Source organism: Enterobacter cloacae complex sp. HYC042_NIDB (assembly GCF_056673315.1).
Window position 1 is genome coordinate 1114278 of record NZ_CP109650.1, and the last position, 15084, is coordinate 1129361.

12 protein-coding genes are annotated in these 15084 nt (G+C 54.1%); 6 read left to right on the plus strand and 6 right to left on the minus strand.

Annotated features, from left to right (window positions below):
- Window positions 1-66: 66 nt before the first annotated feature.
- Together OKF39_RS05285 and OKF39_RS05290 are read right to left on the minus strand one after the other, a co-directional pair.
- The gene (locus OKF39_RS05285; protein WP_479983549.1) at window positions 67-3399 is read right to left on the minus strand and encodes an ATP-binding protein; all 3333 of its coding nucleotides are present in this window, start codon (window positions 3397-3399) and stop codon (window positions 67-69) included.
- Window positions 3400-3401: 2 nt separating this feature from the next.
- Complete coding sequence (locus tag OKF39_RS05290) at window positions 3402-3998, minus strand: response regulator (RefSeq protein WP_028015617.1); 597 nt, start codon at window positions 3996-3998, stop codon at window positions 3402-3404.
- Window positions 3999-4534: 536 nt separating this feature from the next.
- Between OKF39_RS05290 and OKF39_RS05295 the strand changes: the two genes are divergently transcribed.
- From OKF39_RS05295 to OKF39_RS05310, 4 genes are all read left to right on the plus strand, one after another.
- Entirely contained in the window at window positions 4535-5275 is a 741-nt protein-coding gene (locus OKF39_RS05295; RefSeq protein ID WP_479983550.1) for a winged helix-turn-helix domain-containing protein, read from the plus strand.
- Window positions 5245-5724, plus strand: coding sequence for a hypothetical protein (locus OKF39_RS05300; protein WP_126296587.1), 480 nt, complete (start codon window positions 5245-5247; stop codon window positions 5722-5724). Before OKF39_RS05295 ends, OKF39_RS05300 begins: the two co-directional genes overlap by 31 nt.
- 148 nt (window positions 5725-5872) lie before the next feature.
- Complete coding sequence (locus tag OKF39_RS05305) at window positions 5873-7474, plus strand: glycosyl hydrolase family 18 protein (protein ID WP_479983551.1); 1602 nt, start codon at window positions 5873-5875, stop codon at window positions 7472-7474.
- Between the two features lie 63 nt (window positions 7475-7537).
- Complete coding sequence (locus OKF39_RS05310; RefSeq protein ID WP_041911166.1) at window positions 7538-8065, plus strand: cytochrome b; 528 nt, start codon at window positions 7538-7540, stop codon at window positions 8063-8065.
- On the opposite strand, the gene OKF39_RS05315 is transcribed toward OKF39_RS05310, so the two are convergent.
- Window positions 8028-9224, minus strand: a complete 1197-nt coding sequence (locus OKF39_RS05315; RefSeq protein ID WP_248223311.1) for a hypothetical protein — start codon at window positions 9222-9224, stop codon at window positions 8028-8030. The two genes, OKF39_RS05310 and OKF39_RS05315, sit on opposite strands and share 38 nt — an antisense overlap.
- 167 nt (window positions 9225-9391) lie before the next feature.
- Between OKF39_RS05315 and OKF39_RS05320 the strand changes: the two genes are divergently transcribed.
- Both OKF39_RS05320 and OKF39_RS05325 read left to right on the plus strand, forming a co-directional pair.
- The gene (locus tag OKF39_RS05320; protein ID WP_120247323.1) at window positions 9392-9610 is read left to right on the plus strand and encodes an ANR family transcriptional regulator; all 219 of its coding nucleotides are present in this window, start codon (window positions 9392-9394) and stop codon (window positions 9608-9610) included.
- Window positions 9611-9655: 45 nt separating this feature from the next.
- A complete protein-coding gene (locus OKF39_RS05325; protein WP_192986369.1) occupies window positions 9656-10405 on the plus strand; it encodes a prepilin peptidase in 750 nt (249 codons plus the stop codon).
- 117 nt (window positions 10406-10522) lie between these two features.
- On the opposite strand, the gene OKF39_RS05330 is transcribed toward OKF39_RS05325, so the two are convergent.
- The 3 genes from OKF39_RS05330 to OKF39_RS05340 form a co-directional block, all read right to left on the minus strand.
- A complete protein-coding gene (locus tag OKF39_RS05330) occupies window positions 10523-12274 on the minus strand; it encodes a lytic polysaccharide monooxygenase (protein WP_479983552.1) in 1752 nt (583 codons plus the stop codon).
- Between the two features lie 31 nt (window positions 12275-12305).
- Window positions 12306-12743 (minus strand): hypothetical protein, encoded by a 438-nt coding sequence (locus OKF39_RS05335; RefSeq protein WP_041911163.1) that lies wholly within the window; start codon window positions 12741-12743, stop codon window positions 12306-12308.
- Window positions 12744-13120: 377 nt separating this feature from the next.
- Window positions 13121-14866 (minus strand): S8 family serine peptidase, encoded by a 1746-nt coding sequence (locus OKF39_RS05340; RefSeq protein WP_226840262.1) that lies wholly within the window; start codon window positions 14864-14866, stop codon window positions 13121-13123.
- Between the last annotated feature and the right edge of the window lie 218 nt (window positions 14867-15084).

Here is a 15084-nt window from a genome sequence, read left to right on the forward strand (position 1 = left end):
GTGGGCGACGGTAGGGATAACGCCGCCGGATGACCAGAAAGATACAGATCCTATGCAGAGCATTCTTTAGTACTTGTCAGATAATTCCTTCAGTGCGGTATCAAGTTGCTGCAGATTGGCTTCCATGCGCGCGCAGAAACGCGATGTCAGCGCAGGCAGGGCTTCAGCCGTTATGATCCCTGCCGCCAGCATCTCCGGCAACACTTCAATCGCCTGGCAGGTGCGGGTGGCGTTGCGCATGGCAAAGAGGCTCCAGGAGGCCTTCAGACGATGCGCGAGCTGGCTTAGCGTTTGCGGTGACGGGGTGTTTTCCCGTAGCTGTCGAATATCAAGGGTAATGGCTTCGCGCATTTGCTGGCGCATCAGGGTCATGATCTCCGGTTGACCGTTGGCCAGACGCCGGAGTTCGCTGAGGTCAGGCCCCTGATTGCGCAGGCTGTATTGCTGCGTCAGCGCCTGATGCAGGGCATTGAGGGAGAGCGGTTTTCGCAATAACGCGTCCATTCCGGCATGTTTTGCCCGATCGTCCTCACTCTGCAGCGCGCTGGCGGTGTAACCGAGAATCGCGGCCGGCGCGGTGATACTGCCGGCAATATCGCGCAGGAGTATTAACGATGTAAGTTGATAGCCGTCCATGAGGGCCATCTGGCAGTCGGTTATCAGAATATCCACCGGCTCGTTTTCCAGGCGCGCAAGCGCTTCGCCAGCGCTGGCGCAAGGAATAACCTCCTGACCCAGTTCCTGCAACTGGAGCGCTAACACCGTCAGGTTTGCCGGAAAATCGTCAACGATCATGATGCGATGCGGTGGCAGCGGGGTTATTACAGGTGTCTCATCGGCCGTTGCCGCCGGGCTGGCGACATGAAGCGGTATGCTCACCGTCACCTGCGTACCGCTCCCCGCTTCGCTGGCTATCGTCAGCACGCCTCCCATCAGCTCGACTAACTGGTAACAGATCGCCAGCCCCAGCCCGCTGCTTTGCGGCGTGCTGCTGTCAGTCTGAAACCACGGCTGGCCGAGGTGTGGAAGGGCATCGGCCGGGATACCGATGCCAGTGTCGCGAATCAACAGCTGCAAATGTTCACCGTTGAGCTCGGCGTGAAAAACAATTTCTCCCTGCGGCGTATATTTAATGGCGTTGCCCAACAGATTGGCGATGACCTGATTCAGCCGTGCTTTATCGAACAGGAACCAGCCGTCGTGCGGCACGTTCAACTCGCTGCGCCAGTGGAGACCTTTAGCGTTGGCGCTGCTGGCAAAAATCTCCGCGCTGGCGTTAAGTGTCTGCCACAGGGGCCAGGCCTGTGGCTCCAGCCTTAACTCGCCTGCTTCAATGCGCGACAAATCCAGTACGCCGCCAATCACGTCGCGCAATGACCCGGCTGCCTGCCAGGCGATGTTGAGGGACTCGCTTTTGTCGCGCTCCATCTCAAGCAGGCCCAGCATGGCGTTGAGCGGGGTACGAATGTCATGGCTCATGCGGGCGAGGAAGTTCGATTTTTCAGTGCTGGCCTGCTCCGCCTGCGCCAGCGCCTGATTGAGTGCAGCGGTCAGCGCGGCTTTTTCAGTGATATCGATCCAGCCTCCGACCACGCCCTGAGGCCGCCCCCGCGTATCGGTATAGCGGCAAAGCCACCAGTAAAGGGTGGAATTGTTCTGAGTGGTTTCACCCGTTAACGGCGACGCGGCATGGAGCAGCGAGAGGCGATGCGGCAACGTAAACTGTTGGGCAAGCTCGCCCAAAGGCAGGCTGGAAAAGGGGGCGCCCTCTTCGGGCAGTGCCGTGAGTAACGGTGAGTGAATAAAGGAGTCGTTATAGCGCGTCAGCCGCCCGGTCGGATCGCAGACAAACAGCGGCACCGGGACATTGTTCATCAGAGTTTGCCAGAGTGAGAGCGCGTTGTGCAGCTCTGCCGTGTCCCGCTCGCGCTGGCGTCGCTGGCTCTGCGCGGCGCTAAAGGTCAGCAGGGCGACGAATGCCGCGCAAATCGCCACCACGGCGAGCATGACCAGCCATAGCGATTGCACCGGGGCGGTGGTTGTCGTCTGTACGGCCTGCGACAGGTTAAGGCTCGCGTAGATATCAGCCTGCGTTACGGACGCCATGACCGCATTCACCCTTTTGGCATCCGCCGGGTCAGAAATATTTGGTACAAACCATAGCGGCACTTCCGGCAGCGCCAGCGGCGTCAGCGACAGATTGCTGGCGTTATGCTGGCGCAGCAGGTGATGGAGTATAAACGCATCGCCCGCAAGCCCGTCCGCGCCTCCGGCTTTGAGCAATTCAAAACCCTGATCGAGCGAGTTAACCAGCACCAGGTTATCCGCAGGTAACGCCTGACGCAGTAACGTGACGAGCGGAGAGATGCGTATGACGGCAATCCGCTTATGCTGTAATGCGGGCAAGGAGCCGGAAAGCGGGTTGCTGTCCTCACTGAGCAAGGCCCAGCTCAGTGAGTCAAACGTGATGGCACTCTTTGACGGTGGCGTCGCGCTGGCGACTATGCGCAACGTGTTCTCCGCATACTGAAGCGGGGGCGCATCAAGGTTGAAGGTCAGGCTATAAAGGTTGGACGGAAACAGATTGAGCAGCAGATCGCGCCATACCCCCTGAATATGCCCGTCAGCCGTGAGTGTGACCATTGGCGGCGAAATAGCGGGAAGCAAAACGTGCAGCGTGATTTTAGGCGCATTTTCCTTCACGGGGGAATGGCGGGCGTCAAAGACGCTGCCGTCCGGCAAAAGCCACTTTTGTTCCAGCCATTCAGCGTCTTCCGGGTTAAGGGTGTGAATACGCTCGTTGAAGATTTCCAGCGTGTTTGCCTGCTCAGGCAGAGCCCAGGCACGAAAATGTAGCGGGGGAGTATCGTCCAGCGGCGTCAGGGTCAGCGTGGTGGCGGGGGAGTGGGTCAGCCAGTTACGTAAAACAAACTCCGGGGCGATGAATTCCCGCGCTTTCCCTGCTGCCAGCTGCCTGACGTTTTCTCCCGGTGAGGCTGAACCCGTCGCAGAGCAGCGGGTCGCGACCTCTGACGGTAATTCCGGAAAGCAGAGTGTACCGCCGCGTCCCTCTTTTATGCTCAGGGACGCCAGCGGGAAAGCGAACATTGGCTCGCTGGCGACCAGATCGGCTGCAGGACGCCGGGCGGCAATTAACACATCGATGCGCTTTCGCTTCAACGCATCCAGCGCCGTTGCCGGGTCGCTAAAACGCTGGACGTCCGGCAGCGTCGTATTGCTAAACAATATGCTGAGTTCATCATCCAGAATGCCCGGCGGCCGATCGATTACGAGAAAAGGCGGCGCGGCGCTCAGCAGGCCCACGCGCAGCGTGCCAGCCGCCGCGTGCCCGCTTATCAGCATGAGGATAAATAATGTCGCCAGCCAGCCTCTGCGCATGCTCAGCTAACCAGCCCCAGACTTTGCGCGCACTGGAGCAGCTCGAAATCATTCCTGGCGTTGAGTTTGCTCATGGCACTCTTTTTTTGCGTACTGATGGTCTGCTTCGTCCGGTTAAGCTGGGCGCTGATCTCGTTTACGGTGAAACCGCGCACCAGCAGGCGCAGCACTTCTGTTTCCCGTTCGGTCAACTGCGCCTGAGGCTTCACCGGTTCGATTTGCCCCCGCAGGGTGCTGCGCAGCGTCTGCAGCAGATTGTTGGACAAACTGGCTTTGTTGAGAACGGCATGCACCCCGCTGCGCCGCAGCGAGTCCAGAAGCTCAGGATTGGTGATCATGGTGACCACCACAATCATGCTCTGCGGATAATGGCGAATCAGCGAGCGGATCATGGTTAGTCCGTCCGGGCTGCGCGTGCCGGGCATACTCAGGTCGGTGATGATGATATCGACAGGCTCGCTCGCCAGTTTATTCATGAGTTCATCAGCACTGAGAGCTTCGTGAACGACCCGATAAAGGTCCGGGCGCGTCTGCAGCAATGTGCGCAAGCCTAATAAATAGACAGGGTGGTCGTCGGCAATCAGAACTGTTTTTAGCATGACATCCGATCCGGCAAGGAAAAGACAGGTGTTCACCGCACATCTTAGCGAATGGCGCTTTAGCATCACTCTTACAGTGTAGAGCAGAGTGAGGTGAAAAAGAGTAGCTAAAAAGTGGTGGGCTGTATAGTTGCTGGGGGGCATCAGCCGATCCTGATGGAAAACCGAAAGGTAAAGTAACGACGTTTTCACATTCTATGATAGAGATTTTTTCCGGAGCAGCTGAATGGTTTGTTATTTATCGCGAAATAGCGGCATGGAGGGCGATATTTCTCAGGTACGGAAAGGAATTCCTTATTGTTCAGGTTGGATATCAGGTATTACTCAGGCGTTACTCAGAATAAACTTTCTGAAATCATGAATTGGTTGTGGAAAAATCAGGACGGGAAATAGCGCAAAGAGCGAAGGTACTATCATTTATAAGGATATGTTGTTAATTTGTGCCTGAATTAGATAACAGACATGTAATTGTTAATACCTGCGCTTTTTCGTCATAACAATGTAAACGCTGTAATTTTATTATCCAGGACCTACCCGTGAATAACGAAGAAATCTCTCTTTCAGCGTCAGTAACGTTCGTACCGGAAAAATCATCTCTGGCAACCGTGGATCATGGTGATATACATCTGACGCCCAACGAACGTCGTTTGCTGGAGTTGATTCTCAGCGGCAAATGTAAAAAAGAGACCATATTTGAAGAGATCTGGCTTAACCAGGGCATGATTGTTAGCGAATCCAGCTATCACCAGCTTATAAAAATGCTCCGCCGCAAGCTGCAAAATGCCGGCCTGCCGGGCTCGATCATTAAAACCATTCCCCGTTATGGTGTAGTACTGGCACCCTGCGAAACGCAGGACAATGAGGTCGCTTGCCCGCCGCCAGAAGAGCCTGATAACGCGTCTTGTCCCACTCCCGTCGATTGCCCGTCGTTGCCTGCTATCACGGCGGAGTCAATGAAAACTCCCTCACGTCAATACGGGACTCTGCTGGCGGCGCTGTGCAGCTTGTTGATTATCCTTCCAACGCTGGTGGTGGTCTGCACGGCCGACACGCCGCAGGCGTTTCAGGAAAATCTCTACGTAGATGGCGTCATGTTTCATCTCTCTTCGCTGCGCAGTGTCGATCGGCAGGCGCTGGCGAGAAAGCGGCATGCCCTGCCGGCGGGCATCAATAACGTATACATCGCGTCGAACGGTCCAAAAGTGTTCGTTGCGCAATGTGAAGGCGAACTATCTCAGGAGGGAAAATGCGGTTACGAATACTATTCGTCATATTGATGGTTTGCATCAGCGTTTCGCTGGGTGGCGCGCTGGCTTACCTGACCAGCAACTACCTGGAGAGCAGAAAAGTGCCCGCCGAGCCCTGCAGTAGCGTCATACGTAATGGCAAATTTATTGATGAAAGCCTGCAGCATTACCAGTTTAATGGTGTGATCACCTGGTGGCCTAAACTCCACAGGCTAACGCTATTTGGTGTAAAAACCGATGAGGCCGGTAACCGGGTATTCAACCGAACCCTGCAGTTAAAATCGGTGACACAGAAGGGAAATGTCATCAATGGCCGGGTGGCAGAATTAAAAATTGCCGTTGGCGATCAGCTGCCGGAGAAGACCTTTCTGATAAGTGAGGATGGTCAGTATATTAACCTGTTATTCAAGCCGATTAATAAAGATAGCTGGCTGATGAAAATTAATGATAACTGGGTAGCAATGTGTGAGTATAAATAATCTCACGATAATTTTATTATAAGACATATCCAGGCTGGCGAGTTTTAAATCTGCTGCTGCAGTGAGCTGTTCTCCTGTTTTCAGGAAGATGAATATCCTATCTTGTGGGACAGGATTTCATTATTAAACCTGGAGCAGGATATCTCCCATGTTAAAGAAAAATAAAATATCTCTGAGCGCTATCGCCGCAGGGCTGGCGTTAAGCGGAATGCTGGTCAGCACGTTTAGCCATGCGGCCGCAACCGACGCCGCCTCACAGATGCCGGATATCAGTCAGAAAAAAATTCTCGTAGGTTATTGGCACAACTGGGGAATTAACCCGGAAGAGATAGACAAAGCGCGCGGCTATCAGGGAGGCTTACCTTCTGATATGTCGCTGCGTGAAGTGCCGAGAGGCTACAACGTCGTCAACGTCTCCTTCATGAAAGTTATGGATGGGCAGAGCGGGAATATCCCCACCTTCAAACCCTACAACGCGAGCGATGAGGAGTTCCGCGCTCAGGTTGCAGAGCTGAACGAGCAGGGGCGCGCGGTGTTGATTTCACTGGGCGGCGCTGACGCGCACATTGCACTGAACAAAGACCAGACTGAAGCGCTTGCAGCGGAGATTATTCGCCTGACCGATCGCTATGGTTTTGATGGTCTTGATATCGATCTGGAGCAGACGGCCATTACCGCTGCTGACAACAGTACGGTGATCCCGGCAGCGCTGAAAATGGTGCGCGACCATTATCAGCAGCAGGGCAAACACTTCATCATCAGCATGGCGCCAGAGTTCCCTTATCTTCAGTCCGATCGCGGGGTGAACTACAAAGCCTACCTGCAAAATCTTGAGGGCGTGTATGACTTTATCGCTCCACAGTATTACAACCAGGCGGGCGACGGCGTGAATATGATGACGCAGGAGGAGAAGGACGAAGTCGGTGAATGGTGGCTGCCGCAGGAATGGGGGAAGGGCTATAGCGACCGTCAAAAAGAGCTTTTCCTTTACTATCTCACCGACAGCCTGGCAAACGGGACGCGTGGTTATGTGAAGATCCCGGCGAACAAGCTGGTGATTGGTCTTCCGGCCAACCCGGATGCGGCAGGAACCGGCTATGTGCGAGACGCGCAGAGTGTCTTTAACGCACTTTCGCGACTGGAAGCGAAAAATGAAGCGGTAAAAGGGCTCATGACCTGGTCAGTGAACTGGGACAATGGCAACACTAAAAATGGTCAACATTACGGCTATGAATTTCTGAACCGCTACCAGAGCATCCTTGACGGCAGTCTGCCGGATGGGGGCGACGAAACGGATACTCAGGCGCCAACACAGGTGCAGGGCGTGCAGGCCACGCTGAAGGGGCAGGATGTTTCGCTCAGCTGGCTGCCAGCTAAGGATAATACGGGCGTGGCGGGGTATGCCATCTGGCGCGGTCTGGAAAAGATCGGTGATACCCATGAACTCAACTTTACCGACACCCAAACCCAGCCTGGCATGAGCTATCGCTATACGGTCATCGCCTATGATGCAGCCAACAACTTCGCTACGCCGAGCCAGCCGGTCAACGTTACCGTGCCCGATAATGACGATGGCGGAGGCGAAGAGGGCGGCCAGGGCGGCGACGTTACCCCATTCACGCCGGGCAAACTCTATGCCGTAGGGGATAAAGTGCTCTATGAGGGCAACGTTTATCGTTGTCAGATTGGCCATACAGGTGCCAGCCATTGGTCGCCGGATCGGGCCCGCAACTTGTGGGTAGCTGAATAACCTCTTTCTTAAACAGCATGGCTTCGCAGGGAGCCGTGCTGTTTGTTTTACAGGACAACGACTATGCAAACTTCTCTGGTTATTGCCAAACGTTACGATCGGTTTTCTCGCCTTCTGCACTGGGTGGTCGCAGCCGTCATTATCTACGCGATGTGCATGGGCTATATTCTGCACGCGCTGGAAGGAACCCGCTGGTTTACCTTCTTCTCCGTGCTGAATATGTCGCTGGGTACCATCGCCACGCCTGTCATGATGGTGCGCTTCGTCTGGCGTTTCTTCCGCCCTTCGGTGCCCTATCCGGCAACGGTAGCCGGACGTAAAAAACAGCTGGTGGTATTTATTCATGAGCTGTTTTATCTGACCATTATGGTGGTGCTGGTTAGCGGTTTTCTGATGCTGCAAAAAGACTACAACCTGTTTGGTCTGGTGCCGGTTTCCCGCCCGATTGCCATTGCCGAAGTGAATGCGTTTTTCTTCCAGGTGCATCGCTATAGCTGCATTCTGCTGGGTGTGATTCTGCTTGGGCATGTCGCGGCGGTGTTGAAGTACACCTTTAGCGGGCAGCGGGAGATTCTGCAGCGGATGCTGTGAGAAAGAGGCTCACTCCCCCCATCAGATGCGCGGTGTTGCCGATCCTGTGAAACAGCACCATCCCGCGCATCTGCCTTCCGTGCAGCGTTTGCAGAACAACTTCCCGGGCAAAGCTGCTTTCACGTTGCTGTGAGTACCAGGCGCGAAAACCGGGCAGGAACGGCGTATCGCAGTGTGCGTCCAGTAGCGTCAGGGTGCTCAGCGTCTTTTCCTCATCAGGGAACAGCGCTTCCGTACTGCCTTGCCAGTGGATCTCCTCCTCTGGCATCGAGAGGCGAAACACGACGCAAGAACCCGTCTGCGACAGGCGAATAATGATGGCACTGGTGCTGGCCGCGAGCGCCTGTTGCTGTTGGATCCAGCGGCGGTACTGATATAAACAGTTGGCAAAAATCGCCGAAAATACCAGGTACCACTGCGCCTGCCAGATTGCGGGGATGAGATCGGGCGTTAGCGTGTAAAAAATCCCTTCCCGCTGCTGGGTCGCCAGCACCACAATCAGGTATTGAATAAGCAGCAGAGCGCCAACGCCGCGTCCGGAGAGCGCAAACACGCTCAGTAAAACCACCGTCGTTTGCACCAGCAGCAGGTTTAGCCCCTGCCAGAGCGGTGGCAGGAAAAAGTACCCCGTTATCAGCACCAGGGTATTCGCGGCAAGGAGCAGAGCTTCCCGCCCGTTAAACTGCGGGTGCGACGGCATTTTGCTCTCACGCAGCAGCGGCAGAATGGCGAGAATGCCGGTTAATGCCGCCAGCACCCAGGAAAAAAAATGCAGAGGCGCAATCGGATACCCTGAGAGTAACAGCGCCAGATTAAGCAGCAGGCTGCCGCAAAAAATGCTGAAGATTAACTGCAGGGGGTAGATCAGTTCACCAATAATCGGCCTGCGCGCAAAACGCAGCGCAGGCAGTTGCGCATTCAGACGAAAGACGGCGACGCACAGCGGAAATATCGCGATGTCGAAGAGGGCGAACAGGCACGCCAGCGTGAGCGGGCGGCCTATCCAGACGCCAGCAAAAACATGCAGCAAGCCCGCGGTAGCCAGCCACAGCGGCCACTCTCGCGGGGCCGTCAGCCATAACGCGGCGAAAAGCAGCGGCGCCGGGAGCCAGAGCGTGGTGGAGAGGCTCCAGCTATCCCGCGTATGAAAGCTCAGCAATGCCAGCAGGATATAGAGACCCGAAAAGGCCAGCCAGCGGATAATATTGGTAATCAGCGTTGTTCTCCCACTGAGGCATTCAGCGTTATTCAGGTATTTATCATTTTAAGCTCAATTATTTTATCGTCGCTATTGATACGCTGGGATTTTTTCTAAAGGGCTTAACGATGGACTGGCAAAGCGACAAACGCGATCCTGCTACCCTGTGGTTTTCACTTTCTTCACGAGCGGCAGAACATGAACAGGGAAAGGAGTGGCATATCGCGGCATTATTGTGGAAAGAAGCGGCACAATATGCAAAAGCGCATCTGAATATTGAATGGGCGAACTTGCGCGGAGACTTTTGTACTTTACGTGCAAACAGGCTGCCTAAATATAACGAGTAGTCTCTGCTATTATCGGAGATTGCATGTCCCTCAGAGTGTGGAACCATGGTTGAGAGTGTAATACTCGTTTTTAGCGTTTTTCTGGGCGCCATTATCGGCAGTTTTTGCAATGTCATCATTTATCGGCTCCCCTTGATTCTCCACGGTGAAGCACTCTCTTTATCGTGGCCTGCTTCCCACTGCCCACGCTGTAAACACCCCATTAAATTTCGCCACAATGTTCCTCTGATGGGCTGGCTGCTGCTGCGCGGGCGCTGCGCCAGCTGTGGTCAGGCGATATCGTGGCGCTATCCGCTGGTTGAAGGGCTTATGGCGCTGCTGTACGGGGTGATTATCTGGCAGCAGGGCGTCACGCCGCAGAGCCTGTTTGACCTGCTGGCGGTGACGTTTTTGCTGCCGCTGTTGTTTATCGACCTGCGCACCATGCTCCTGCCCGACCGTCTGACGCTCCCGCTGCTGGCGATGTCTCTGACGTTTGCCGTCAGCGGCTATAGCCGGGTGGAGCCAACGCAGGCATTAATCGCCGCTCTGCTGGGATTTGGCGTGCCCTGGACGCTCTCTTTGCTGTTCCGTTTATTGCGCGGCCATGAAGGGATGGGGATGGGGGATATGAAACTGCTGGCGGCGATCGGGGCGTGGCTTGGCCCGCTGGCGCTGCTGGATGTTTTTGTTGCCTCGACCCTGCTGGCGCTGATCACGGCGCTGATTCTGTTGCGGATCAAGCCCGGTCAACCGTTTCCTTTCGGCCCGTATCCGATTATTGCCGCGATAGGGTGGGTGATCTTATACCGATAAAAAAGCGCCGGAACGAAGGGGCGATTTCCGGCGCAAAAATGATAACGAAAGTGTAGGCAGGGAATGATAATGTGAGGCGCGGGTCAGTGAAGACCCGGCCAGAGTTAACTTACAGTATTATTTGCACTCTTTAGGCATGTTGGCAGCACCTTCTTTCTTCCAGACGCCCCACTCGCCATCGGAACCAGGCTTAACGCCTCGGGTTTCCCAGCTGTTCAGCCAGATGTTGCCCTCATAGCTCACTTTTTCACAAGGTGTCTTGTAAGTCTTGCTGTGATCCCAGGCTTTTACATCGGTTTGCGCCGGGCGCAGCTTGATCACCTTCGTTGCCGTGGAGACTTTACCGGTGTCAGGCGCCGTCACTTTCACCTGCAGCGTCACGTCCACATTGTCGGTATACGGATGTTTACCCATGAGGTTGGTGCTGAAGTTATTTGGTGACGAGATCTGAATCTTATCGGCGTGATTCAGTGCGGACCATTCAATTTTTGCCCCTTTTAACGAGTCATTATTTTTGGACACGACGGCGGCAGCAATAACGTCACTGCCAACGATGGTGTCCTGGTTGTTGCCCGTATTGATCTGCACATCAGAAGCCTGCTGCGCTTCCTTCACGGTCACGGTGATATCGTCGGTGCTGGTTTTGCCATTTTTGGCCGTCACGGTCAGGCGATAGGTCACTTTACCGATTTTGCCGGGCTTAATCAGCGCGCGGGCTTTTGCCGCGTGGACGGTTGAAACCCATTCGCCACCGTTAGCGACCTGCAACGCACCAATGTCCTGTCCTGAAACGATAGTCCATTGGTATTTTTCAGCATTGACGCTTGCGGAACCGTTAAGGTCATAACCACGTGATTCACTGTTGCTGTGAACGGTGAAGTCACTGCCTGCCTTCGCCTCCGGTGCCGTGCTATCCGCTTCAGCTTTGGCATTCAGGGTGACGGTTTTTGAATCACTCACGTTTTTATCATTGGTGACGGTCAGCTTCACGTTGACGGTAAAATCGCTCTCAGGTTTAGCCTTCAGGCGAATGCTGGCTTTAGCACTGGTACTGTTTTCCAGAATGACCTTATCGGCATTGCTGGTGACGGCCCAGCTGTACTTCAGCTCTTTCCCCGTTGAGGCGCTACCGTCCAGCGACAGCATGCTGGTTGACAGGTTATGACTGGATGGCGTGACGTTGGCCACCGGTTTGGTAATGACTTCACCGCCAAAATCGACGTCAATCATCTGATAAAATGCGTTATCGGTATCGCGCACGCGCCAGACGGCATAAATTTTCTGCTTACCTTCACGCTCCGGTACGTCGCAGGTGTGGGTTTCGAAGCCTGTCGGGAGAGAAATATCGGCCGACGGGTTGCCTGGCGCATAGGTATAAACCTTATGGCAGAATGGCTTATCTTCAAACATCGCCCTGGTCAGGCGCGAATCCGCACCCGGAACAGACTGCCAGTCCGGCTTAGTGATGTAGTAGGTAAAATAGGTGGTGCGGTGCTTAGCCGGTAAATGCCATTTAAACTGGTGCGGACCCGCAGACATCGGGTTGTTGTAGGTATTCTGCTTTTCGTCATCGAGCTTGCTGAAGGCGGGAGTTGCCGTTGAACCACCGCTTGCCAGTTTTCCATCCGGCGGGAACTGGAATAGCTGTTCGTTGGCGATCGGGGTTGGGCTCATATCGTTGCCAGCCGGGAGCTTCGGCGCTTCCACGGCATCAGCAGGCCAGACGTTACTATGCTCACCCTTATCGTTCATCGGCGGGAAATGAATCACCGAACGGGATTTTGGTTCAAAAACATAGCCATGCGCCAGTGCGCCCGTGGAATACATACCAATCAATGCCACGGCTAAAGCCGACGTAATATTATTCATCTTGAGTAGTTTCAAAATAATCTTCCCTGAATTAATTGAAGGACACTTCTACGTGACTGAGAGGGTTGTTCTGTTTGGCATACACCTTATTTGGCTCTGACTCATCGGGTGTAATCTCGCCGTTGCTGTGCCTGAAACCGGCACGCAGTTCGGGGTGCTGCTGGTTGATAGCCTGGGCGAGGGCGTAGGACCAGTGGGCCTCTTCGCCAGCAAGAATGGTGACGCGCGTTTCCAGATTTGGCAGTTCGGTTCCGTCGTTAAAGAAGCGCGCACGAATCGTTTGCCCTTCAACGACCTTCACTTTCTCACCGTTGACGGCGCGTTCCAGCGTGCCTAGTTCTTTCATGCAGTTCTGGTGACCCTGTTCGCAGTTTGCCGATGGCGAGGTCGTGGCGGCGTTGGCTGAAACGCTGACGCCCGCCCCTGCCAGTAAAGCGGCAAGGACAAAAGCAGATCCTGTTAATTTCATAAGTTCCCTTATTTATTACTGAACAATAACGAAAAGTTAATCTCACCTGCGGCGCAGGTAAAAAGGCGTTATTACCGTGTGATAACAGGGACAAATAGTAACGGGAGGAGACAACCGGCTTGAATAAGAGACTTCTCTGAGCAATTAAGAGTCGGGGAGTTTCGGCAGAGAAGAGCGACCGTTCGTGCTGTAAAGAGGGCGGAGCGCGACAGAGTATGAAATAGTACTGCCCATTTCAGTCCTTGATGCGCATTAATAAAATCTGAGCGAGTACGGAGTTTAAAAATGACGTTTTTACGGTTGTCCTGAGTGTTGAATTAATAAAATAAAGCCTGGCTTATATCCAGGCTTTACTATTATGTTAACCAAAAGGGTTTTTAAGGGCAGCTATTATTAGCTGCATCCGACGTTCGCCATGCCCCCCACTCACCGCCGCTTCCTGGCTCTTCTTGACCTGCGTTGACATACCACTGATTCAGCCAGATTTTGCCGTTATGCGATACGCGGGTACATTTCACCGGGTAGGCGATCCGCGGGTTATACGCTTCTGAGCTGTCATCAGGAATATCAGGTAACTGCGGTTTTTTCACCGTTACGGTGATCTTCTCAGCGCTCACGCTTCCGTCTTTGCCCGTGACGGTTAACCAGTAGGTTGCTTCTCCGTCTGTATTGGCAGGAATGAGTGCCCGGGCGGTAGGCCCTGAAACTTCACGTACCCAGCCTCCGGCATGTTTCTCCTGTAGCCAGAATGTGCCAGTACTGTTTTTGTCGATAGTCCATTTCCAGGAGACGGCATTCTTGCTGGCGCTCCCGTCTAACTGATACGCACGGGAAGAATCGGTCGTGCCGGTAACGGTAAAGCTTTCTCCCGGCACTGCCTTTACCTCCTCCTGCTCTTCCTCTTTGAGTTCCAGAATCCTGGCTACCGCTTTTGCCATATTGGGGTGAGTACCTACTTTCGCTGAATCCCCCGCAGCTAAAGGTGTACCGGTTTCCTGGAGAATGGAGCGCATCTGTTGAGGCGTGACGGTGATATTGTGCGCTTTTGCAATGGCCGACAGGCTGGCGACCACGCCTGCGATAATCGGGTTCGCGGAGGACGTGCCGGAGAAACTTGAGGTGTATTCCGCATTTTTTATGCTATGCAAACCGCCGTAACCCGTAGTAACCACATCCCAGCAGCCCCAGCTGGCGCTGGTCACACGTGAGCCATAGGTGCTGAAAGAGGCTTTTTTGCCATTGTTTGCACAAAACGCGCCCGCAATGATCGCGCCGGAATCCCGCTTTTTAACGTCAAATTTTCCATTAAATCCGGCGTGATCGAGGTTGATATTGCCATTACCTGCCGCCTGAATCACGTGCACGCCCTTATCCGTCAGCGCTTTTATCACGTCATAATAGGCTGGAGCGTTTTCCTGGGGGACATAGCAAGAGGAGGTGCAACCTGTCACATCTCCTCCGCCGGTCTGCATACCTATTTGCACCACATCACCTGCCTGGAGTCTGGGGATCATATTGTAGAGATTATTGGCCTGCCATTTGACGTATCCCATACGGGCGTTCCACGTCAGGCCTTTGATGCCCGCATTGATATCTTTCGCCGCCATAATCCCGACGGAGCTGGTGTCGTGATCTTCGCCTGGCGTATAGCGCTTATCACCTTCATGGAAATCGATCGGCGGCAAATTCACATGGCTGGTATTCCATGCGTTGTTTTCCATTGAGACCAGCGAAATGCCGCTACCATCGTGCCCTGAATACTGACTTACGCTGTCGCGATTAACGCCACCCATATAGTAGCCGGGCCGTTTTTCATCAGGCGATTTGGTGTAATCCTGCAATCCACGAAAATCCGGGACGGTGGCCTGGCTGGTACTATTCAGGGCATAGCTCAGCCCGGAATAGGGCGGCAGGTCGGGAACAGTGACCCCCTTTTCCAGCGACACCGGCATAGATTCCGGGTAAGCCAGCTCAATATCTTGTCGCGCCGCCAGTTCATTAATTACGTCATTGATATATGCCGCGTCGTGTTGCTTATCGGCTGGCAGGGCTATACGTAAATAACGGTTAAAGCCGTAGCGTTCATTAAGCGCATCCATCTCGCTTAATTCACTGCTGCGCAAATGATTTGCCGTAAATAACGGACTCACGGCGAGGGTACTGTCGCGTAATGAAAAGGGTGAAGACTTATTAAGCGTTGTACCGGGTTTTAATTTCACGATAACGGAGAGATACGAAGTGCCTTCCCAGGCTTGCTCGAGCGTGACGGAATTTTGCGCAAAAGCGGGGGCACTCAATAGTGCACAAATAAGCAGGGCCAGTCCAGTTTTATTCATGTCAA